Origin of the sequence: Billgrantia endophytica (genome assembly GCF_002879615.1) — a bacterium.
GTDB lineage: Bacteria > Pseudomonadota > Gammaproteobacteria > Pseudomonadales > Halomonadaceae > Halomonas > Halomonas endophytica.
In genome coordinates, this window is record NZ_PNRF01000007.1 from 247,356 (window position 1) to 270,220 (window position 22,865).

General features: G+C 64.2%; 18 protein-coding genes. 13 read left to right on the forward strand and 5 right to left on the reverse strand.

Annotated features, from left to right (window positions below; translation table 11 throughout):
• Window positions 1-38: 38 nt before the first annotated feature.
• Entirely contained in the window at window positions 39-515 is a 477-nt protein-coding gene (locus C1H69_RS03115) for a hypothetical protein (RefSeq protein WP_102651942.1), read from the reverse strand.
• 215 nt (window positions 516-730) lie between these two features.
• Here C1H69_RS03115 and C1H69_RS03120 point away from each other — a divergent pair, with 215 nt between their 5' ends.
• The 5 genes from C1H69_RS03120 to C1H69_RS03140 all read left to right on the forward strand — a co-directional run bounded on the left by C1H69_RS03120 (window position 731) and on the right by C1H69_RS03140 (window position 4,498).
• Complete coding sequence (locus C1H69_RS03120) at window positions 731-1,219, forward strand: GNAT family N-acetyltransferase (protein WP_102651943.1); 489 nt, start codon at window positions 731-733, stop codon at window positions 1,217-1,219.
• A gap of 166 nt (window positions 1,220-1,385) precedes the next feature.
• Window positions 1,386-2,381, forward strand: coding sequence for a TRAP transporter substrate-binding protein (locus C1H69_RS03125; RefSeq protein WP_102651944.1), 996 nt, complete (start codon window positions 1,386-1,388; stop codon window positions 2,379-2,381).
• Window positions 2,382-2,924, forward strand: a complete 543-nt coding sequence (locus tag C1H69_RS03130; RefSeq protein ID WP_422666875.1) for a TRAP transporter small permease — start codon at window positions 2,382-2,384, stop codon at window positions 2,922-2,924.
• Window positions 2,921-4,180 carry a TRAP transporter large permease gene (locus C1H69_RS03135; RefSeq protein WP_102651945.1) on the forward strand — a complete coding sequence of 420 codons (1,260 nt, stop codon included), beginning with the start codon at window positions 2,921-2,923 and terminating at the stop codon, window positions 4,178-4,180. Before C1H69_RS03130 ends, C1H69_RS03135 begins: the two co-directional genes overlap by 4 nt.
• 78 nt (window positions 4,181-4,258) lie before the next feature.
• Window positions 4,259-4,498 (forward strand): hypothetical protein, encoded by a 240-nt coding sequence (locus tag C1H69_RS03140; protein WP_240609789.1) that lies wholly within the window; start codon window positions 4,259-4,261, stop codon window positions 4,496-4,498.
• On the opposite strand, the gene C1H69_RS03145 is transcribed toward C1H69_RS03140, so the two are convergent.
• Both C1H69_RS03145 and rluF read right to left on the reverse strand, forming a co-directional pair.
• Entirely contained in the window at window positions 4,470-5,072 is a 603-nt protein-coding gene (locus C1H69_RS03145) for a DUF938 domain-containing protein (protein WP_240609790.1), read from the reverse strand. The genes C1H69_RS03140 and C1H69_RS03145 overlap by 29 nt on opposite strands.
• A 25-nt stretch (window positions 5,073-5,097) precedes the next feature.
• Window positions 5,098-6,054, reverse strand: a complete 957-nt coding sequence (gene rluF / locus C1H69_RS03150; RefSeq protein WP_102651947.1) for a 23S rRNA pseudouridine(2604) synthase RluF — start codon at window positions 6,052-6,054, stop codon at window positions 5,098-5,100.
• Between the two features lie 171 nt (window positions 6,055-6,225).
• Between rluF and hutC the strand changes: the two genes are divergently transcribed.
• The gene (gene hutC / locus C1H69_RS03155; protein WP_102651986.1) at window positions 6,226-6,942 is read left to right on the forward strand and encodes a histidine utilization repressor; all 717 of its coding nucleotides are present in this window, start codon (window positions 6,226-6,228) and stop codon (window positions 6,940-6,942) included.
• An 81-nt stretch (window positions 6,943-7,023) separates the two neighbouring features.
• Here hutC and C1H69_RS03160 read toward each other — a convergent pair whose 3' ends face one another.
• A complete protein-coding gene (locus C1H69_RS03160; protein WP_102651948.1) occupies window positions 7,024-8,355 on the reverse strand; it encodes a YjiH family protein in 1,332 nt (443 codons plus the stop codon).
• Between the two features lie 356 nt (window positions 8,356-8,711).
• Here C1H69_RS03160 and hutI point away from each other — a divergent pair, with 356 nt between their 5' ends.
• The 6 genes from hutI (at window position 8,712) to C1H69_RS03190 (ending at window position 19,270) form a co-directional block, all read left to right on the forward strand.
• The gene (gene hutI / locus C1H69_RS03165) at window positions 8,712-9,941 is read left to right on the forward strand and encodes an imidazolonepropionase (RefSeq protein WP_102651949.1); all 1,230 of its coding nucleotides are present in this window, start codon (window positions 8,712-8,714) and stop codon (window positions 9,939-9,941) included.
• A gap of 230 nt (window positions 9,942-10,171) precedes the next feature.
• Entirely contained in the window at window positions 10,172-11,146 is a 975-nt protein-coding gene (gene hutG / locus C1H69_RS03170; protein WP_102651950.1) for a formimidoylglutamase, read from the forward strand.
• Window positions 11,147-11,241: 95 nt separating this feature from the next.
• A complete protein-coding gene (gene hutU / locus C1H69_RS03175; RefSeq protein ID WP_102651951.1) occupies window positions 11,242-12,936 on the forward strand; it encodes a urocanate hydratase in 1,695 nt (564 codons plus the stop codon).
• Between the two features lie 466 nt (window positions 12,937-13,402).
• Window positions 13,403-14,935 carry a histidine ammonia-lyase gene (hutH, locus tag C1H69_RS03180; protein ID WP_102651952.1) on the forward strand — a complete coding sequence of 511 codons (1,533 nt, stop codon included), beginning with the start codon at window positions 13,403-13,405 and terminating at the stop codon, window positions 14,933-14,935.
• Window positions 14,936-15,031: 96 nt separating this feature from the next.
• Window positions 15,032-16,378 carry a Na+/H+ antiporter family protein gene (locus C1H69_RS03185; protein WP_102651953.1) on the forward strand — a complete coding sequence of 449 codons (1,347 nt, stop codon included), beginning with the start codon at window positions 15,032-15,034 and terminating at the stop codon, window positions 16,376-16,378.
• A 117-nt stretch (window positions 16,379-16,495) separates the two neighbouring features.
• A complete protein-coding gene (locus C1H69_RS03190; protein WP_102651954.1) occupies window positions 16,496-19,270 on the forward strand; it encodes an HAD-IC family P-type ATPase in 2,775 nt (924 codons plus the stop codon).
• 44 nt (window positions 19,271-19,314) lie between these two features.
• Here the strand turns inward: C1H69_RS03190 and hrpB are convergent, their stop codons facing one another.
• Window positions 19,315-21,792: an ATP-dependent helicase HrpB gene (gene hrpB, locus C1H69_RS03195; protein WP_240609791.1), complete on the reverse strand. Its 2,478-nt coding sequence runs from the start codon at window positions 21,790-21,792 to the stop codon at window positions 19,315-19,317.
• A gap of 44 nt (window positions 21,793-21,836) precedes the next feature.
• Between hrpB and C1H69_RS03200 the strand changes: the two genes are divergently transcribed.
• Window positions 21,837-22,865: an ArsJ-associated glyceraldehyde-3-phosphate dehydrogenase gene (locus C1H69_RS03200; RefSeq protein ID WP_102651955.1), complete on the forward strand. Its 1,029-nt coding sequence runs from the start codon at window positions 21,837-21,839 to the stop codon at window positions 22,863-22,865.

Below are 22,865 nucleotides of genomic sequence, written 5' to 3' on the forward strand. Positions count from 1 at the left end.
TCGACGTCATGCCGGCCCATGGCCGGCCGATGTTCCGCTTATTGCGGCGGTGGCTGTTGCTGTTGCTGCTGTTGCATCTGCTCCTGCATCTGGCGCATCTGCTCTTCCTGCTCCTGCACCTGACGCTCGAGTTCGTCGCGCTGCTCCTGGTTGAGCGCGGCCTCGATGCGTGCCTGCAGCAGAACGCTGTCGGCGGTCATCTCACCGGTCAACTGGCCGAGCCTGTCCGCATCCTGACGAATCGCATTTTCATCGTAGTCGGCACGCACGTGACCCTGCAGTTGCTGTTGAAGTGCCTGGGCTTCCTGCTCCTTGGTCTGGAGGCTGGTCTGGGTCTCGCTCAACAGGCTGGAGATCTCCTGCCGCTGCGCGTCATCGAGTCCAACCAGCTCATCGAGTTGATTCACGGCATCTTCGGGGCCGGGAGCCGCGCCCTGCATCTGCTGCTGGGCCACTGCTGGTGTCGCCATCATCAATGTCAGGAACGATGCGAAAACAAGTTTGGCTAAGCTCATGTAATCTCCGTTGCTTGGTATACTAGTCACACGACCCTAACGCGTTTGTCCCGCTTCTTGACACCCTCTTCATGTGATGAAATGTAACGGCAACAAACACTTCGCCAAACTTCCATCGGCAAGCGCAGTTCACAGAACAGCCTTGCCTTGCCTTCACACCCTGGCGATATGGCGTAAAATCCCGAGCCGATGCCCGGTCTCAAGAAGGAATCCGCATGATCCGCATCCGCCCCTATCACCCCGACGACTGGCCCGCCATATGGGACTTCATGGCTCCCGTCTTTCACGCTGGCGATACCTACGCCGTTCCCCGGGCAATCAGCGAGTCCGATGCCCATCGCATGTGGGTCGAGCTGCCTCGAGCGGTCAGGGTCGCCGAGGATGCCGCTGGCAACGTCCTGGGCACTTACTACCTCAAGCCCAATCAGCCAGGCCCCGGCAGCCACGTCTGCAACAGCGGCTACCTGGTTGCCGAGAAGGCGCGTGGGCAAGGCATTGCCGGCAAGCTCTGCGGCGACTCCCTCGTCCTGGCCCGGGAGCTCGGCTTCATCGCCATGCAATACAACATGGTGGTGGCCACCAACGAAGTCGCCATTCGCCAATGGCAGAAGCACGGCTTCTCCATCGTGGGTACCCTGCCCTGTGCTTTTCGCCATCCGGAGCAGGGCCTGGTCGATGCCCATGTGATGTATCGGCTTCTATAGTCCGATCCATGGCCAGACGGGTGCCAGCCGTTCATCGACGAGACGTCTGTCGACTCGCGTTCCGCTGGTTCGACCTTGTAACAACCACGTGACAATGCCGATTGACCCTGTCGGGTTGGCTGGGGCATGCTCCCCAAGGGACTGACCCGACAGAGGAAAAACGATAATGAAAAGCTTTGCACGCAGCACGCTGGCACTGGGTGTATCCCTTGCCCTGGCCTCCATCGCCAACGCTTCCGAGTTCGCCGATATGGAACCGGTCACGCTTCGCCTGGCCCACGTGGTCAACGAGCAGGACGGTTTTCATATCGCCGCGGTCAAGTTTCAGGAACTGGTCACCGAGCGCACCGAGGGCGCCATCAGCGTGGATATCTACCCGAACGCATCACTGGGCGATGAACGCACCCTGCTCGAGGGCATGCAGATCGGCACCGTGGACATGGGTGTGATCACCAATGGTCCCGTCGCGAATTTCGTCGAAGAGATGGCGGTGTTCGAGCTTCCCTTCCTTTTCCCCTCGCCCGAAGCCGCCTACGAGATACTCGACGGCCCCATCGGCCAGGAACTGCTCGACAAGCTGGAAGACGTCAATCTGAAGGGTCTGGCCTATGCCGAGCGCGGCTTCCGCAACCTGACCAACAGCGAGCGGGCGGTGCGGACCCCCGAGGATCTCGACGGATTGCGCATCCGTGTCATGGAAAACCCCGTCTACACCGACACCTTCCGGGAATTGGGTGCCAATGCCATACCGATGGCGTGGACCGAAGCCTTGACCGCCATGCAGCAGGGCACCATCGATGGCCAGGAAAACCCGGTCAACGTTATCCATTCGTTCAACCTGAACGAGACCCAGGCCCACATGACGGTGTCGCGGCACACCTATGCACCGGCCATCTTCGTCATGGGCATGCCGATATGGAACCAGTTGCCCGGAGCGGCCCAGGACGTGCTGGTGCAAGCCGCCCAGGAAGCCGCCGAGCACGAGCGTCGCGTCAATGCCGACATGGAAGCCGAACAGCTGGATGAGCTGCGTGCCGCCGGCATGGAAATCGTCGAGGAGCCCGATATCGCCGCCTTCCAGGAGGCTGTCGCACCGGTCTACGAGAAATACGGCGACCAGTTCGGTGACTACCTGACGCGCATCCGGGGAGCGCTGGAATAAGTGCCGAATCGATTCCGTTCGCTGCTGGCGCCGCTGCAGCGCATTGAACTCGCCATCGATGCCATCATTCAGCCCGTGGTCTTCATGGGCATGGTGGCATTGATTGGCGTCATCACCCTGCAGATCGTCTCGCGCGTCTTCTTCTCCGCCGTCGGCTGGACAGAAGAAGTCGCGCGCTTCCTGCTGATATGGATCACCTTCCTGGGCGCCACCCTCGCGTTTCAGCGTGGCCGGCACATCGCCGTGACCTTTCTGGTCGACGCACTGCCGGGGCGCTTGCAGCAGCTGACGCGCATTGCCGCAATACTGGTAGTGCTTGGCTTCATGATTGCCTTGATCGTCATCGGCCATCGCTACATGCAAATGCAGAGCTTCCAGAAATCCGCGTCACTGCGGCTCTCCATGACCTACGTCTATGCCATTATCCCGATCAGCGCGGCCCTCATGGCCTGGTATGCCCTGGTCGATCTTGTCGAGCTGATCGTCAAGGGGCCCCAGGCCACCGATACCGGCAGCCCTACCGCCGAGGAGCCTCCGCCATGACGGGCCTGCTGTTCGCGCTATTCTTTCTCTTCATGCTGCTGGGCGTACCCATCGCACTCGCTATCGGCGCAAGCACTCTGCTTGCCCTCAATGCGCAGGGCGTGCCGTTGATGGTTGTCACCCAGCAGATGTTCCAGGGAATCAACTCCTTCGCCCTGGTGGCGGTCCCGATGTTCATTCTCGCCGGCGATGTGATGGCCCAGGGCAAGGTGAGCGAGAAGCTGGTCGACTTTGCCGACTCGCTGTTCGGCTTTCTCAAGGGAGGGCTGTCGATCGTCACGGTACTGGCGGGTATGTTCTTTGCCGCCATTTCCGGCTCCGGGGCAGCCACCACTGCCGCGGTCGGTTCCAGCCTGGTCCCCGAACTGCGCAAGAAGGGCTACGACCCGGCTTCGGCTGCCGCTCTGATCGCCGCCAGCGGGACCATCGGGGTGGTCATCCCACCCTCGGTACCGATGATCATTTATGCCGTCATCGCCCAGCAGTCGGTATCGAAGCTGTTTCTCAACGGCTTCATCCCCGGCCTACTCATGGGACTCGGGTTGATGGCCATTGCCATTGCCCAGGCCTACCGACGCAACTATCCCCGCGGTACCGCGCTGTCACTGGCTACCATCTGGCGCACTCTGAAGAGCGCCAGCTGGGGCCTGATGACCCCGATGATCATCCTGGGCGGTATCTTTTCCGGCATTTTCACGCCCAGCGAAGCGGCGGTGGTGGCGGTCAACTACGCCCTGCTCGTATCGCTGTTCGTCTATCGCGACCTGACGTTGCCCGATGTCTATCGCATCCTGATCCGCTCGGCGATCACCACCTCGGTCATCATGCTGGTCATCGCCACGTCGGCGGTTCTGAGCTGGACGCTGTCGAGCTGGCAGGTGCCCGGCGCCATTGCCCATGCGATGCTGTCGCTTTCCACCAACCCCTACGTGATCATGCTGCTGGTCGTGGCCATCATATTGCTGACGGGCGTGTTCATCGAAACGGCCAGCGCCTTGATCATTCTGACGCCGGTACTGCTGCCGCTAGTGCTGCAACTGGGTATCGATCCGATTCACTTCGGGCTGATCATCGTGGTGGGACTCGCCATCGGCATGATCACCCCTCCGGTGGCGATCAACCTCTACGTCGCATCATCGGTGGCCCAGCTACCTCTGGAACGCATTACGCGCGCCATCATTCCCTATCTGGTGGGGCTGATCGGCATCCTGCTGCTGGTCGTCTATGTGCCGATCCTGCTGGGCATTTCCGGGTAGTCGTGGCTTGCCGCTTGACGCCGGAACGGCATTGGCCTCAGGCTTGCCGAAACCAGCCTCCTGTTGAAGGGACTCACCGTGATTCGAGTTACTCGCCTTCTGTCGTTCACCGGCGCCGCCCTGCCCATCGTACTGCTGGCCGGCTGCACCACCTACACGTTCGATGACGGCAGCCGTGAAACCCTCTGGGGCGTGCCCGCCGAGGAAGAAGCCCGGCGCCATGAAGACGACCGCCAAGCTGAAGGGGTTCGCTACCGCGTACCGGGGGAGGTTGAAGAGCCGCGGCCGGTCAACGGTGAAGACGAAACACCACGCTGAGGTTGTTGGCAGGCATCTCGACGACTCGTTCAAGTACCAGGCCATGGCGCTCGGCTTCGGCCACCACGCTCTCGAGGTCACGCACCCCCCAGTTGGGATCGCGGGCCTTGAGGTCGGCATCGAAGGCTTCGTTACTGGGCGCCGTATGGCGCCCTTCCCGCCTGTAGGGCCCATAGAGATACAGCACACCGCCTTCGGCCAGGCGCCTGCCGGCACACGCCATCAGCGCCTCGGTGACCTCCCAGGGCGAAATGTGGATGAGGTTGATGGCGACGATGGCATCATAGGGTCCGGCCGGACAGGTCGTCGTGATATCCAGCGGCATGGGACCGTGCAGGTTGGGAAGCCCCACATGTTCCCGCCACGCCTCGATGGAACGGCGGGCATGCGGGTTCGGGTCGCTGGGTTGCCACTCCCACCCCGGCATGGCGCCAGCGCAATAGACACCGTGCTCACCACTGCCGCTGGCCACTTCCAGCACACGAGCCCTTTTCGGTAACGCCTGCTGCAGCACGTCCAGAATTGGCTGGCGGTTACGTGCCGCTGCGGGACTCTTCATGCGGGCATGGTTCACGTCACACTCCCTGGGGCAGCACATCTCATTTCGTTTTTCGGGACTTGTTCCTTGCTTTCATCCGGGCACCGGCCGCTCGGGCCTTGGGAGCGGATTTGAACGACTGCTTCTTCGAAACGCCCTTGTTCTTGCCTGCTGTTTTCCTTGCCCCGTCTCGGCCCGTCGCCGTCTTTCCAGACCGTCGTCTTTCGTCGGGCGCCTTTTTCGAAGCGGGCTTGTCAACCTTGTTGCGCGGGGGCCTCTTTCCTTTTGAATCGAAAGAAGAAGAGCCTTCGGTCAACGCAATGATCGTGTTGACTTCCTTCTCTGTCAAATCGCGCCAATCCCCGAGGGCCAGCCCCTTGAGCGAGACGTTCATGATCCGGATTCGCTCGAGCCTGGTGACTTCGTAATCGAACGTTTCACACATGCGCCGGATCTGGCGATTCAGTCCCTGCACCAGGGTGATATTGAAGACGAAGGTCGACTCCTTGACCACCTTGCATGGCTTCGTCACCTCGCCAAGGATGCGCACACCGGACCCCATGCCCGTAATGAATGCATCGGTCACGGGTTTGTTGACGGTGACCCGATACTCCTTTTCATGATTGTTGCTGGCCCTGAGGATCTTGTTGACCAGATCACCATTGTTGGTCAGAAAGATGAGTCCCTGGGAATCCTTGTCCAGCCGACCGATGGGAAAGATACGAACCCCATGCTTGACGAAGTCGACGATATTGTCCTTCTCGCTCGACTCGGTGGTACTGACGATCCCTACCGGCTTGTTCAGGGCAATGAAGACCAGGTCTTCGGCTTCCTGCGGCTCGATGAGCTGGCCGTTGACCTTGACCTCATCCCCCGGAAACACCTGGTCCCCCGTCTTGGCACGCTTGCCGTTCAGGGTGACATTGCCCTGCTCGACATAGCGGTCGGCTTCCCGCCTGGAGCACATGCCGCTTTCACTGATGTACTTGTTGATCCGTGTCGAAGACTTGGAGGTCATGGCGCTTTATACCCAAAAAAGGAGACGGGATGACTGTCAGGCATGCTGTGCGTTCTGCGCGAAAAGGCCATTCTGCCGAAGTCGGCAGGATGTCGGAAGCTTCCAAGGCAGGTAAACTGGCCGCACCACCACGTCACCCCCACCATTCAGCGAAAGGGTTCACGGCAGACCATGGGCAGCTCTCCCCCGCTCTACCTGCAGATTCAGCAGCACCTGCTGGAGAAGATCAATGGCGGCGACTGGCCGGCGCACCACCAGATCCCACCAGAAGAGCAGCTGGCGCGGAACTTCGGTGTCAGTCGCATGACCGCCAACAAGGCGATCCGGGACCTGGTGCAGCAGGGTTACCTGATTCGTCAGCCGGGGCTCGGCACCTTCGTGACCGACCGCAAGGCGGAGTCGTCGCTGGTAGAAGTGCACAACATCGCCGAGGAGGTGCGCAGCCGTGGCCATGGCTACAGCAACGACGTGCTGTGCAGTGAAGCGATCGAAGCCGACGACGAGGTGGCACTGCGCCTCGGCGTGCGATTGGGCACCCGCGTCTTCCACACCCTGATCGTGCATCGCGAGAACGGCGTACCGATCCAGCTCGAGAACCGCTACGTCAATCCCCGCTGGGTACCGGACTATCTCGATACCGACTTCACTCACCACACCCCCAACGAGGTGCTGGTGGCGGCCTGCCCGATCAGCGACATCGAGCACGTGGTCGAGGCGGTGCTGGTGGACGAGACGACCGCACGCCACCTGGACACCGACACGACCCGTCCCTGCCTGAGCATGATCCGCCGCACCTGGTCCGGAGATCACCTGATCAGCTACGCCCGACTGATCCACCCCGGCGAGCGCTACAAGCTGCGCTCCTCGATGCACCGCAACGGCTCCTGACCGGCCAAAGGGTCAGGCACGTTCCGCCATCCCTCGCCCCCTCATCATGACGACATGAAGCTGAATGGTCCCCGGCTTTTCTCAACCACCGGAAACCGCCAGTGCCAGGTAGCCCGCCGGCACGGCAAGCAGCAGGCTCAGCGCCACGCGGATGAACCAGATGACGACGATGCGCCCCACCGTGAGCGGGATGCTGGTGGAAAGAATGCAGGGAATCGAGGCCGAGAAGAACAGCACGCCAGACACCGACACCACCCCGGCGGCGAAGCGCGCCACGAAGTCGGCCTCGGCCATCAGCAACGCCGGCAGGAACATCTCGGCCAGGCCCGATGCGGCCGCCTGTGAAAGGGCTGCGGCATCGTCCAGGCCCCAGATTGCCACGAAAGGATAGAACAGCCAGCCCAGCCACTCGAACAGCGGTGTGTACTTGGCGATCAATAGCCCGAGCAGACCCACCGACATGATCGATGGCAGGATGCTGATCGCCATCACCAGCCCTTCCCGCACGTTGATCGCCACGCTTCTGGACAGGCTCGGCGCCTTCTCGGCGACATCGAGGCCGGCGCGCCAGGCGGTGGAAAGCCGCTTTCCCGGGATCGGCTCGGGCTCGCCATCGGTACGGGTGTTGTCCATGCCCGACAGCGGTGGCAAGCGCACGGTGATCGCCGTAACGATGAAGGTGATCACCAGCGTCAGCCAGAAATAGAGGTTCCACACGCTCATCAGATCCAGGGTGCGCGCCACGATGATCATGAAGGTGGCCGAAACGGTCGAGAACCCTGTCGCGATGATCGCTGCCTCCCGCGCCGAGTACTGCCCCGCCTGATAGACCCGGTTGGTGATCAGCAGGCCGATCGAGTAGCTGCCGACGAAGGACGCCACCGCATCGATGGCCGAACGCCCGGGCGTGCGCCAGATCGGTCGCATGATCGGCTGCAACAGCACGCCGACCAGCTCCAGCAGGCCATAGCCGATCAGCAGTGCCAGGAATACCGCACCGATCGGTACGATCAATCCTACCGGGATCACCAGCCGCTCGAACAGGAACGGCAGCATGTCGGGCTCATGCAGAAAGCCCGGCCCCCAGCCGGTCATGGCCATCAGCGCCGCCGCCACCCCGGCAAGCTTCAGCAGCGTGAAGATGCGCTCGGTCAGGTTTCGGTTCCAGTAACCCCTGACCAGCGGATAGGCGGCACCGGCGACGATCAGGGCCAAGGCGTAGAAACCGCTGAAATCGCCCAGCAGGAGCCGTGCCCCGGTAACCATATGATCCAGCAGGATGGTCGTCCGCTCGCCGATGGTCACCGGCACGAAGAAAATCAGGATTCCCAGCGCGCTGGGTACGAACAGCTTGAGCACGGTCATGAATGATGGTCGACGGATGCGCTGTGCCGTCCGCTCAGGGATCGCCATGGAACCCCCTCCTCTTGTTGTCTTGGGAATGTCGTGACATGAAACAGGTGTCCAGGCAGGTGTCGAAAACGGAATGCCTTCCCTTAATGTATATACAATACGAACTAACGATCCGCTAGCGGAACCCTTGGCCAGAACTATATACTTTAGTCTCATCCATCAGAATCGGCGATGTACCGTCAACCCGAGGATCGACAAGAAATAATAACAACTTCATCAGGTTGGTGAAGATGCCCTTCATTCTTGAATGCTCATCGTTCCTGGCGGCCCTCCTCCTGAGGAACCGCAAGCCTTGACGGATACGTGGCTGTCCATTAAATGTATATACAATATACTATCATCAGCAGGAGACCTCCATGTCCGGCAATCGGCGGCAAGGCCGCAAACTCTGGCGAGACATCACCCTGTTCGATGGCCTCGAGACCCTGCCCGAGCCGATGGCGGTGATTGTCGAAGGCGAACGCATCGCACACATTTCCACGATGGCCGGAGTCGACGAGGCCGCTGCAGCCGGCTGCGAGGAAATGGGCAGCGGCGGTGTGATGACGCCCGGTCTCGTCGACTGTCACACCCACCTGGTGTTCGGTGGCTCCCGAGCCGATGAATTCGAGAAACGATTGGAAGGCGTCAGCTACGAGGAGATCGCCCGTACCGGTGGCGGCATCCTCAGTACCGTGAATGCCACCCGTGCGGCCAGCGAGTCGGAGCTGTTCGATGCCGCCAGGCCGCGTCTGGAAGCACTGATGCGCGATGGCGTCACCACGGTGGAGATCAAGTCCGGCTACGGCCTGACCGTCGAGGACGAACTGAAGATGCTGCGGGTGGCACGCCGCCTGGGCGCGGCGTTACCGGTACGGGTGATCACTACCCTGCTCGGTGCCCATGCCCTGCCCCCGGAGTTCAAGGACGACAGCAATGGCTATATCGACCTGGTATGCCACGAGATGATCCCTGCTGCCGCCGAGCAGGGACTGGCCGATGCGGTCGACGTCTTCTGCGAGAGAATCGCCTTCTCGGTGGCCCAGTGCGAGCGGGTCTTCGAGGCCGCCAAGGCTCATGGCCTGCCGATCAAGGCCCACGCCGAGCAGCTCTCTAATCTTGGCGGCAGCGCCATGGCGGCGCGTCATGGCGCACTCTCCGCCGACCATATCGAATACCTGGACGAGGCCGGCGTGGCCGCCATGCGCGAGGCCGGCAGCGTGGCCGTGCTGCTGCCCGGCGCCTTCCATACCCTGCGCGAGACCCAGTTACCGCCCATCGAGGCGCTGCGGGCCGCCGGCGTGCCCATGGCGGTCGCCACCGACGCCAACCCGGGCAGCTCACCGATCTTCAACCCCACGCTGATGCTCAACTTCGCCTGCACTCTGTTCCGGCTGACGCCAAGGGAAGCCCTCGCCGGCATGACCGCCCATGGCGCCAGGGCACTCGGCCTGTCCAACGAGGGCCAACGGCTTGGCCGGATCGAAGCCGGTGCCCCGGCCGATCTTTGCCTGTGGAATGCCGACACGCCGGCCGCCCTGGCCTATGCCGTGCAGCCCGGCCGCCTGCGTCAGCGGGTCGTCAACGGGGTTGTGACCCATGGCTGATTACCGCCTCGGGTTGACTCCCATTGGATCAGCCCCGGCCATCAGAACTAGCGCAGTTAACTCCATCTACCGTCGGAGGCCCGGGGCTACCCTGGGGGCAGGCGCTTCGCAAAGACGCTGTGAACCCGTCCCTGGGCGCTCGGCTTTTTCATCCCTGAAAAAGACGCTTTGCTCCGACCTGCCCCCAGCGCCCCTCAGCCATTCCAGTTACGTAACCGAGGGAAGATGAGATGAATTTCAGCTATCTCGATACCATCGACATGTCCCCCTGGGCCGGCCGCGAGGATCCCGAGGCGGATAGCCTGCGCTGGCACCAGGTAATCGAGCCTCTGCAGGTCAACGCCGCCCCGGGCGTGGCCCTGGTGGGCTTCGCCTGCGATGCCGGCGTGGCCCGCAACCAGGGGCGCATCGGCGCCGCCGGTGGCCCCCGCGCCATGCGCAAGGCCCTGGCCAGCCTTGCCTGGCATCGTCGCTCACCCACCTTCGATGCCGGCGATGTGATCTGCCGCCCCCATGGCGCCGACGACGGCCTGGAAGCCGCTCAGTCAAGGCTCGCCGGACGCGTGGCAGCACTGCTCGACGCCGGTCATCTGCCGGTGGTGCTGGGCGGCGGCCATGAGGTGGCCTACGGCAGCTGGTCGGGCCTGGCCCGTCACCTGGAAAGCACTGCCGTCAGCGGAGAGGCGCCGACGATCGGCATCGTCAACTTCGATGCCCACTTTGACCTGCGCGATCCCGGTCGGCGCAGCTCCTCCGGCACGCCTTTCGCCCAGATCGCCGCCGAATGCGAGCGGCGAGGCTGGCCATTCCGCTACGCCTGCCTCGGCGTGAGCCGGGCCAACAACACCCAAACTCTGTTCGAGCGTGCCGCCGAGCTCGGCGTGCTGGTGCGCGAGGATCATGAAATCAATGCGGCAAGCCTCGACGCCATCGGCGGCGAGCTCGATGACTTCATCGCCGGCTGCGACCGGGTCTACCTGACCATCGACCTGGATGTGTTACCGGCAAGCGAGGCTCCCGGCGTCAGCGCACCGGCCACCCATGGTGTGTCGCTCGTCCTGCTGGAGCCACTGATCGGCCGCGTACGCGACAGCCGCAAGCTGGCGCTGATCGACCTGGCCGAGCTGAACCCGAGCTTCGATATCGACGGCCGTACCGCCAAGGCGGCGGCACGGTTGATCCATCACGTGACACTCGAATCCTGAACCCCGGAATGAACGATACGTCCGCCACGAACACATCGCACTCGGCTGCAACGAACATTCTGTGAGAACACGCCATGAAGAACAAGGAGATGCCCATGAACAGCCACCAGCCCGTCACCACCGATCCCCGTCACGACCCGAACCGCCGGATTGCCGCTCCCACCGGCTCCGAGCTCAGTTGCAAGAGCTGGCTCACCGAAGCGCCCATGCGCATGCTGATGAACAACCTTCACCCCGACGTGGCCGAGCGCCCCGAGGACCTGGTGGTCTACGGTGGCATCGGCCGCGCAGCGCGGGACTGGCAGTGCTTCGACACCATCGTCGAGACGCTCAAGCGTCTGGAGGACAACCAGTCGCTGCTGATCCAGTCCGGCAAGCCGGTGGGCGTGTTCGAGACCCACAGGGACGCTCCACGGGTCCTCATCGCCAACTCCAACCTGGTGCCGGCCTGGGCCAACTGGGAGCACTTCAACGAGCTGGACAGGAAGGGCCTGATGATGTACGGCCAGATGACCGCCGGCTCCTGGATCTACATCGGCTCCCAGGGCATCGTCCAGGGCACCTACGAAACCTTCGTCGAGGCCGGGCGCCAGCACTACCACGGCAAGCTGGCCAGCCGCTGGATACTCACCGCCGGTCTCGGCGGCATGGGCGGCGCCCAGCCCCTGGCGGCCACCCTGGCCGGCGCCTGCTCGCTCAATATCGAATGCCAACAGTCGAGGATCGACTTCCGTCTGCGCACCCGCTACCTGGACGAGCAGGCCAGTGACCTGGATGACGCCCTGACACGCATCGAGCGCTATACCGCCGGGGGCAAGGCGGTCTCCATCGGTCTGTGTGCCAATGCCGCTGACGTACTGCCGGAACTCGTCAAGCGAGGGGTGAGGCCGGACATGGTCACCGACCAGACCAGCGCCCACGATCCGCTGTACGGCTACCTGCCGTCGGGCTGGACCTGGGACGACTATGTCGCCCGCGGCAAGCGCGAGCCGGAGGTGACGGCCAGGGCGGCCAAGCAGTCCATGGCGGTGCACGTGCAGGCCATGCTGGCGTTCCAGCAGATGGGCGTGCCCACCTTCGACTACGGCAACAACATCCGCCAGATGGCCAAGGAGGAAGGAGTCGACAACGCCTTCGACTTCCCCGGCTTCGTTCCGGCCTATATCCGCCCGCTGTTCTGCCAGGGCATCGGCCCGTTCCGCTGGGTGGCGCTCTCCGGCGACCCCGAGGACATCTACAAGACCGATCAGAAGGTCAAGGAACTGATCCCCGACGACCCGCACCTGCACAACTGGCTCGACATGGCTCGTGAACGCATCAGCTTCCAGGGCTTGCCGGCGCGCATCTGCTGGGTCGGCCTCAAGGATCGCGCCCGCCTCGGCCAGGCCTTCAACGAGATGGTCGCCAGCGGCGAGCTCAAGGCGCCCATCGTCATCGGCCGCGACCACCTGGATTCCGGCTCGGTGGCCAGCCCCAACCGCGAGACCGAGGCGATGATGGATGGCTCGGATGCCGTTTCCGACTGGCCCCTGCTCAATGCCCTGCTCAATACCGCCGGGGGCGCCACCTGGGTGTCGCTGCACCATGGCGGCGGTGTGGGCATGGGCTACTCCCAGCACGCCGGGGTGGTCATCGTCGCCGACGGCAGCGAAGATGCCCATGTCCGCCTGGGCCGGGTGCTGCGCAACGACCCGGGCACCGGCGTGATGCGCCACGCCGACGCCGGCTACGCTATCGCCAGGCAGTGCGCTCGCGAGAACGAACTCGACCTGCCGATGCTCGATAAGTAAGAAGCGCTGACAGCATTGCTACAGACCACCTGCTGGCCAGGAACACGGGGGCAGGTCGAAGAGGAGGTCCGATGCCATGGATGGCATCGGTAGCGTCCAGGGAGGGATTCACAGCGCCTCCTCGCCGGCCTGCCGCCGGAACAGCTCCAGCGAGCTACCAACGTCCGACGCGCTGAGCGCCGGGAGCAGGCCGAAGAGGAGGTCCGATTCCAGGGAAGGAATCGGTAGCGTCCAGGGAGGGATTCACAGCGCCTCCTCGCAGGTCTGCCGCCGGAACAGCTCCAGCGAGCTACCAACGTCCGACGCGCTGAGCGCCGGGGGCAGGCCGAAGAGGAGGTCCGATGCCATGGATGGCATCGGTAGCGTCCAGGGAGGGATTCACAGCGCCTCCTCGCCGGCCTGCCGCCGGAACAGCTCCGATCCAGCGTGTTGAAACAAGCCCAAGTGGCAGACAGGAATTCCCGTTATGACACATCTCGAGATCCAACCCGGCAAGATGTCCCTGGCCCAGGCGCGCAGGGTCTACGAGGCCCACGTGCCGGTCAGCCTGCCGGCGAGCGCCAACGCCGACATTCAGCGCGGCGTCGACTGCGTCAACCGGGTGGTCGCCGAGGACCGTACCGTCTACGGCATCAACACCGGCTTCGGCCTGTTGGCCCAGACCCGTATCGACAAGGAACACCTCGAGGAGCTGCAGCGCGCGCTGGTGCTCTCTCATGCCACCGGCGTCGGCGAGCCCATTGAAGACGCCCTGGTACGTCTCATCATGGTGCTCAAGGTCAACAGCCTGGCCCGGGGTTTCTCGGGCATCCGCCGCGAGGTGCTGGACGCGCTGATGGCACTGGTCAATACCGAGGTCTACCCGCATATCCCGCTCAAGGGTTCCGTGGGCGCCTCCGGCGACCTGGCGCCGCTGGCCCATATGAGCGTGGTGCTGTTGGGTGAAGGCAAGGCACGCCACCAGGGGGAGTGGGTTTCCGCCAGGGAGGCGCTGGCCATTGCCGGGCTCGAACCGCTGTCCCTGGCACCCAAGGAGGGGCTGGCGCTGCTCAACGGCACCCAGGTTTCCACCGCCTACGCCCTCAAGGGGCTGTTCGAGGCCGAGGACCTGTTCGCCGCCGCCACGGTGTGCGGCTCACTGACGGTCGAGGCCACCCTCAGCTCACGCGCCCCCTTCGATACCCGCATCCATGAGGCCCGCGGCCAGAAGGGCCAGATCGATGCCGCTGCCGCCTACCGCCACCTGCTGGGTGAACGCAGCCCGATCAGCGACACCCACGCCGACTGCGACAAGGTACAGGACCCCTACTCGCTGCGCTGCCAGCCCCAGGTGATGGGCGCCTGCCTGACCCAGTTGCGCCAGGCCGCCGAGGTTCTGGCGGTGGAGGTCAATGCGGTCTCGGACAATCCGCTGGTGTTCGTTGACGGTGGTGACATCCTCTCCGGTGGCAACTTCCATGCCGAGCCGGTGGCCATGGCCGCCGACAACCTGGCACTGGCCATCGCCGAGATCGGCTCGCTCACCGAGCGTCGCGTATCGCTGATGATGGACAAGCACATGTCCCAGTTGCCTCCCTTCCTGGTGAATAACGGCGGGATCAATTCCGGCTTCATGATCGCCCAGGTCACCGCCGCGGCGCTGGCCAGCGAGAACAAGGCCCTGTCGCATCCCCACAGCGTCGACAGCCTGCCCACCTCGGCCAATCAGGAGGACCATGTTTCCATGGCCCCGGCGGCAGGCAAGCGACTGTGGGAAATGGCCGACAATGTGCGCGGCATACTCGCCATCGAGTGGCTCGCCGCCTGCCAGGGTCTGGATTTTCGTCACGGCCTCACTACCACCGAACCGCTGGAACGGGCCCGATACACGCTGCGCGAACGCGTCTCCCATTACGACAAGGACCGCTTCTTCGCCCCGGATATCGAAGCGGCGACCGAGTTGCTCAAGACCCGCACCCTGAACGCCCTGGTACCGGTTTCTCTGTTGCCCAGCCACTGACCCCGGCGCCGTAACGAGGTATCATTCGCCCGCCCCGGGTTCCCGGCCCGGGGCACGCACGCCATCCGCTCTACCGATTTCATTGAAGAGTCTGACATGAACGCCGTCGTATTGGCCATCCTGATAATGGTCACCCTCAGTCTCGCCCGTGTCTCCGTCGTTTTCGCCCTGATCATCGCCAGTCTGGCAGGTGGTCTCCTTGCCGGCATGCCCATCGACGCCATCCTGGATGCCTTCAATGATGGCCTCGGTAACGGCGCCACCATTGCGCTCTCCTATGCGGTACTGGGCGCCTTCGCCGTGGCCCTGTCCCGCTCGGGCATCACCGAGTTGCTGGCCGACAGGGCCATTCGCGGCCTGCACCTGGACGACCGTCCAGACAGCTACCGCTGGGTCGCCTTCACCCTGCTGGGCGCTCTGCTCGCCGCCGCGGTGAGTTCGCAGAATCTCATACCGGTGCATATCGCCTTCATTCCGGTGCTGGTACCCCCGCTGCTGAAACTGATGAATCACCTCGACCTGGACCGCCGTGTGGTCGCCTGTGTGATCACCTTCGGCATCACCGCACCCTATATGCTCCTGCCGGTCGGCTTCGGCTCCATCTTCCTCAACGACATTCTGCTCTCCAATCTCAACGAGAGCGGCGCCGAACTGGGCCTCACGGTCACTCGCCAGATGGTCCCCATGGCCATGGTGATTCCCATCGGCGGCATGGCGCTGGGCCTGGCCGTGGCGGTACTGTTCAGCTATCGCAAGCCGCGGCGCTACGAAGACAGGGACCTGGCCCACGGCGATGAGACACCGGCCGAGGCGGCCCGCCACCTGGCGACCTGGCAGAAGGTGGTAGTGGGCGTGGCACTGGCGAGCACCGTGGCGGTCCAGTTGCTGACAGGCTCGATGGTGATCGGCGGACTGTTCGGCTTCGCCCTGCTCTCGGTGAGCGGCGTGTTCCGCTGGCATGAGCAGAACGACATCTTCACGGAAGGGATGCGCATGATGGCGCTGGTGGGCTTCATCATGATCAGCGCCGCCGGTTTTGCCGGGGTCATGCAGGCCACCGGCGAGGTACAGGGGCTGGTGACCGGCTCCGCCGAGCTGATTGGCGACAACAAGGGCCTGGCGGCCCTGATCATGCTGCTCGTCGGCCTGTTCATCACCATGGGAATCGGCTCGTCGTTCTCGACCGTGCCCATCATTGCTTCGCTCTACGTTCCCCTGGCGCTCGGCTACGGCTTCTCGCCCATGGCGACCATTGCCCTGGTGGGCACCGCTGCCGCACTGGGGGATGCCGGCTCACCGGCCTCGGACTCGACTCTCGGGCCCACCGCCGGCCTCAACGCCGATGGTCAGCACGACCATATATGGGACAGTGTCGTGCCCACCTTCCTGCACTACAACATCCCACTGATCGCCTTCGGCTGGATGGCCGCCATGATTCTCTGACAATCCATCGCCTGGCAACCGTCACCTGGGATGAAATCTTGCGCTACATTACTGCGACGCAGCAATGTATATGCTACACATGGACGCAACCCCGCATCTGCTTTCGGAGAAAAGGAAATGCCCGAACGCCAAGACGCTCGCCGTACCGCCTGGCATGCCATGTCCGTTGACGACGCCATGGCGCAGCTCGAGAGCTCGCAAGACGGACTATCCGACGAGACGGCAAAAGCAAGGCTCGAAGAGCACGGCCCCAACCGCCTGCAACAGGAGAAAGGTCGCCCCTGGTGGTGGCGCCTGCTCGAGCAGTTCAACAACATCCTGATGATCATCCTGCTGGTGGCCGCCGTGGCCAGCCTGTTCCTCGGCCATACCCTCGACGCCCTGGCCATCATCGGCGTCGTCATCATCATCGCCCTGATCGGCTTCATCCAGGAGGGCAAGGCCGAACAGGCACTCGACAGCATTCGCAACATGCTGTCGCCACAGGCCAACGTCCTGCGGGGCGGGAAGCGACGGACCATCGATGCCGAGGAACTGGTGCCCGGTGACATCGTGATGGTGGAAAGCGGCGATCGAGCCCCCGCCGACCTGCGCCTGATCGAGGCCAAGCGCCTGCGCACCGAAGAGGCGGCCCTGACCGGGGAGTCCACACCCGTCGACAAGCAGACCGCCCCGGTCGAGGAAGATGCCGACCTGGGCGACCGCAGCGCCATGGCGTTTGCCAGCACCATCATCGTCCAGGGAACTGGCCGAGGGCTGGTGGTCGAGACAGGCGCCCACACCGAAATCGGACGGATATCAGAAATGCTGCGCAGCGTGGAACAACTCAAGACTCCACTGCTGCAGCAGCTCGACCGTGCCGGTCGGGTGCTGGCCATCTTCATCCTCGCCGCGGCCGCCCTTACGGCCGCTATCGGCGTCGTCATCCACGACCAATCCATCAGCGCCATGTTCATGGCCGCGGTGGGGCTGGCGGTGGCCGCCATCCCCGAGGGGCTCCCCGCCATCGTCACCATTTCCCTGGCGCTGGGGGTTCAGGTGATGGCGAAACGCAATGCCATCATCCGGCGTCTGCCCGCTGTCGAAACGCTGGGCTCGATTTCCACGATCTTCTCGGACAAGACCGGCACCCTCACCCGCAACGAGATGACCGCCCAGGCCATCTGGCTGCCCGAGGGTGAGTTCCGTCTCTCCGGTATCGGCTTTTCCCCAGAGGGCAAACTGCATGCCGCTCCGCAGGACACCGACAGCCAGGAGCACGGCGACGATATCTCACTGGACGACTACCCCGCCCTGGCCCATTTCCTCAAGGTCGGCACCCTTTGCAACGATTCCGAGCTGGCCAATGACGACGGCCGCTGGACGATCCACGGCGACCCGACCGAAGGGGCTCTGGTGGTAGCGGCTGCCAAGGGTGGCTTCGACATCCGGGAGCTTCGCGACGAGCATCCACGCGAGGACGCGATTCCCTTCGAGTCCGAACGCAAGTACATGGCAACCCTCAACGATATGGATGGCAAACGCCTGCTGGTCAAGGGAGCACCCGACCGGCTGCTGGAGATGTGCCACAGGGTACGCGGCAGTGACGGCGACGGCGAGCTTGACCAGAACACCTGGGAAGAGCGCATCGATGACCTCTCTTCCCGCGGCCTGAGGGTGCTGGCCCTGGCGGAGAAGGAAGCCGGTGACATCAGCGGCGAACTCGATGATGACGATGCCGAGGAAGGGTTGGTGCTGCTGGGACTGGTTGGCCTGCTCGACCCACCGCGCGAGGCGGCCATCGAGGCCGTGAAGCAGTGCCTCGAGGCGGGCATTCGCCCGGTGATGGTCACCGGCGACCACGCCGTGACCGCCCGCGCCATCGCCGGACAGCTCGGCTTCGCCCAGACGGAGCGCGCCTTGACCGGGCGCGAGGTCGAGGCCATGTCGGACGAGGAACTCGAGACGTGCATTCTCGAGGTTGACGTATTCGCCCGTGCCGCTCCGGAACACAAGCTACGCCTGGTGAAAGCGATGCAGGCCAAGGGCGGCATCTGCGCGATGACCGGCGATGGTGTCAATGACGGACCGGCTCTCAAGCGTGCCGACGTCGGCGTGGCCATGGGCGTCCAGGGCACGGAGGCTGCCAAGGAGGCTGCCGAGATGGTTCTGGCCGATGACAACTTCGCCACCATCGTCGGAGCCATCGAGGAAGGGCGCAAGGTCTATGACAACATTCGCAAGACCATTACCTTCATCCTGCCCACCAACGGTGGCCAGGGCCTGTCCATCATGCTCGCCGTGCTAGGCGGCACGCTGCTGCCGGTGACCCCGCTGCAGGCACTCTGGGTCAACATGGTCGTCGCGGTGACACTGGGCCTGGCGCTTGCCTTCGAGAAGGGCGAGGCGGATATCATGCAGCGCAAGCCGCGGGACCCTTCCGCCGCCCTGCTCGACCTGTTCCTGCTGTGGCGTGTGGTATTCGTCTCGATACTGCTGCTGATCGGCGTATTCGGCATGTTCACGTGGATATTGCAGGTCCAGGAAGGCAGCCAGGAACTGGCCCGTGCCGGCGCGGTGAACATGCTGGTCATCGGTAGCGCGGCCTACCTGATCAACAGCCGCTTCTTGGTCAACAGTGCCTTATCGATTCATGGCATCTTCGGAAGCCGTCCGGTGTGGATCGCCATTGGCCTTGTCTTGCTGCTTCAGCTCGGCTGGACCTACCTCCCCTTCATGCAGACGATCTTCGGCAGCGCCGGCCTGAGCCCGATGCACTGGCTGGTCATCCTTGTCGGCAGCGTGGCGATCTTCCTGATCGTGGAAATGGAAAAGTGGGTGCTGCGCAAGCGAGAAGCCTCCGATTCGCGCAAGGCCGATCATCCGGACGAGGCGGAATCCAAGGCAACCTGAAGGCGGCGCCGGCATCGGCTAGCCGATGCCGGCACGCGAGCCCCTCACCCCTTGCGCTTGGTTCGTGCCGTCGCTTCGGCTACCAGCGGCTCCTCCGGCCACGGGTGCCTGGGGTAGCGGCCGCGCATCTCCTTGCGGACCTCCGGGTAGGCATTGACCCAGAAGCTGGCCAGGTCGGCGGTGACCTGTAGCGGGCGGCGCGCCGGCGACAGCAGGTGCAACAGCACAGGGGCAAGACCCCCGGCTACCCGTGGTGAAGTGCTCCAGCCGAACACTTCCTGCAGCTTGACCGCCAGTACCGGCTGCTTCGCTTCCAGACAGGGTGTGTAATCAACGCGCACCCGGGAGCCGCTGGGCACGTCAAGGCGCGGAGGGGCCAGCTCGTCGAGCCTGGCACGCAGCGGCCAGTCAAGGGTATCGAGCAGGAAACGTCCCAGTGGCAGGCGCGCAACGGAATCCAGACGCGTGATCCCCTCGAGGTGGGGACCGAGCCACGCCTCGAGCCCCTCGAGCAGCGTGCCGCGGGACCAATCGGGCCACTCGTCGCCGAGTTCGCGGCGCAGCAGAGCCACCCTGCCACGCAACTGTTCCCCCTCGTCATCGAATGGCAGCTCGCCACGGCGGCGCAGGCCCGCGAGCAGGGCCTGGCGCACCGCCCCGGGGGGCATCGCCTGCAGTGGCCGGCTATCCAGCACCACCGCGCCCAGGCCGCGTACCTGCTCGCCAATGAGCCTGCCCTGCTCATCGGACCACTCGAGACTCACCCGCCACTCTTCGGTTTCGGGATAGAGTGCCTCCAGGCGTTCCCGGGACAACGCCACGCCACGTAAGATCCTGGCGCCGCTGGCCTGGCCATCCAGTTCAGCGGCAACCAGCAGCCTGGCATGGGCCAGGGGATGCGACTCGGGCAGCGTCGCGAGCCCGCCGCCGGCCAGGCGAAAGCGTCCCGGCCCTTCCAGTCGCTGGGCAACACGCTCCGGATAGGCCAGTGCGAGCAACTCGCCTAGTGGAGCGAGGCCCGACACTCCAAGTCCACAGCCACCGATACGGGCCAGGCGCCGGGCGTCCCGGTGCCACTGGCGAAAGGCCCTGCCGTCGGAGAGCCGGGCCCGCAGCGCACGTTCCAGATCCTTCTCGCCATCCAGGTCACGCCCCTCCAGCGCCGCCACCAGAGCACACGCCAAGGGCAGCGCATCCAATTCGCCGGCACGCTCCAGCATCACCGCCAGACGCGGATGGGTGGGCCAGCGAACACAGCGGCGCCCCAGGCTGGTGAGCAGGAAGGCATCATCCAGGATGCCAAGGCGCCGGAGCAGCTCACGCCCGGCAGCCAGCGCCGCGCCGGGCGGAGGGGTCACCCAGGAGAGCGCCGCCGGGTCGTTGATGCCCCAGCGCGCCAGCTCGAACGCCAGCGGCGCGAGATCGGCCTGGCGGATCTCCGGCTCGCCGTGGGGCACCAGCGGCTGCTCCTCCGCCCATAGGCGCAGGCAGACTCCGGGGCCCTGGCGCCCTGCCCGACCACGGCGCTGATCGGCACTGGCGCGGTTGACCCGGCGTGTCTCGAGCCGGGTCAGCCCGCTGCGCGGCTGGAAAACCGGTACCCGCTCAAGACCGGCATCGACGACGATACGAACCCCGTCGACGGTGACGCTCGACTCTGCGATCGCAGTCGCCAGCACCACCCGGCGCCTGCCGCCGGGATCTCGTCCCAGCGCGCGACGCTGTTCGTCCAGCGGCAGCCGGCCATGCAGTTCCATGACCGCAAGGCCGGGCCTTCTCGCGCTCAGTTCCCTGGCCAGACGCCGGATCTCGGCCACCCCCGGGAGTATCACCAAGGCGTCACCCGCCTCGTGTTCCATCGCTTCCAGTACCGCCGCCATCTGTTGCCGTGCGGTGTCGTTGCGGCCGTTGACGGGGTGGTAGCGCGTCTCGACGGGATAGGTGCGGCCAGGGCAGTCGATCACCGGCGTGTCGTCTCCCAGCACGCCCAGCAGGGCATCGACGTCCAGGGTCGCCGACATGACCAGCAGGCGCAGGTCGTCACGCAATCCGGCCTGGGCATCCAGTGCCAGGGCCAGGCCGAGATCGGCCTCCAGGCTGCGCTCGTGGAACTCATCGAAGATGACCCCGGCCACCCCCTCGAGCATGGGGTCTTCCTGCAGCATGCGGGTCAAGACCCCCTGGGTCACCACTTCGAGCCGAGTGTTCGGCCCCACCCGGCTCTCGCCGCGCATCCGATAACCCACTGTCTCGCCGATCTCTTGCCCCAGTGTTTCCGCCATGAAACCGGCGGCCAGCCTTGCCGCCACCCGGCGCGGCTCCAGAAGCAGCAGCCGGCCGCCCCGTGACCAGGGCGCGTCGAGCAGCGCCAGTGGTACCCGGGTGGTCTTGCCGGCGCCGGGCTCGGCGATCAGCAGCACCCGGCCATGCCGTGCCAAGGCATCGGCAATGGCGCCCAACCGCGCCTCGATGGGCAGTTCTGGCCCGCCGGATGCCGTCATCGAACTGTCATCACACTTCATATACGATTCGCCATATATTCTTGGCTTAATACGGGAGCGACCACATGACCCTTCGTATCGGCATCAACGGATTCGGCCGTATCGGACGCCTTGCACTGCGCGCAGGCTGGGCCAACCCGGGACTCGAGTTCGTTCGGATCAACGACCCGGGTGGCGATGCAGCCACCTTCGCACACCTGCTCCAGTTCGACTCGGTGCACGGCCAGTGGACCGGCGGTGGCGATGATATCACGGCCGAAAACGACATCCTGTCGGTGGCTGGACAACGTATCCGCTTTACCGCCAACCGCGAGACAGGTGACACCGACTGGTCCGACTGCGACCTGGTGATCGAGGCCTCGGGCAAGATGAAAACCACCGAGAAGTTCCAGGCCTACCTCGACCAGGGTGTCAAGCGCGTGGTGGTCAGCGCGCCAATCAAGGAGCCGGGAATACTCAACGTGGTAATGGGCGTCAACGATCACCTGTTCGATCCCGCCGAGCATCGCATCGTCACCGCGGCCAGCTGTACCACCAACTGCCTGGCGCCGGTGGTCAAGGTGATTCATGAGGCGCTCGGCATTCGCCACGGCTCCATGACCACCATCCACGACATCACCAATACCCAGGTCATACTGGATTCACCCAGCTCTCCACGCAAACCGGACCTGCGCCGCTCCAGGGCCTGCGGCATGAGCTTGATACCGACGACAACCGGCTCGGCCAGGGCGATCACGGCAATCTTCCCGGAACTGGAAGGCAAGCTCAACGGCCATGCCGTACGCGTGCCGCTGGCCAACGCCTCACTGACCGACATGGTCTTCGAGGTGGCCCGCGAAACGACGGAACGGGAAGTGAATGCCCTGTTGAAGGAAGCCGCCGAGGGCGAGCTGAAGGGAATTCTCGGGTTTGAGGAACGCCCCCTGGTTTCGATCGATTATCGCAGCGACCCGCGCAGTGCCATCGTCGATGCACTTTCCACCATGGTGGTAGCCGGTACCCATGTGAAACTCTACGCCTGGTACGACAATGAATACGGCTATGCCTGCCGCACCGTGGAGCTGGCCACCAAGGTCGGCTTGGCGGGAGCCTGA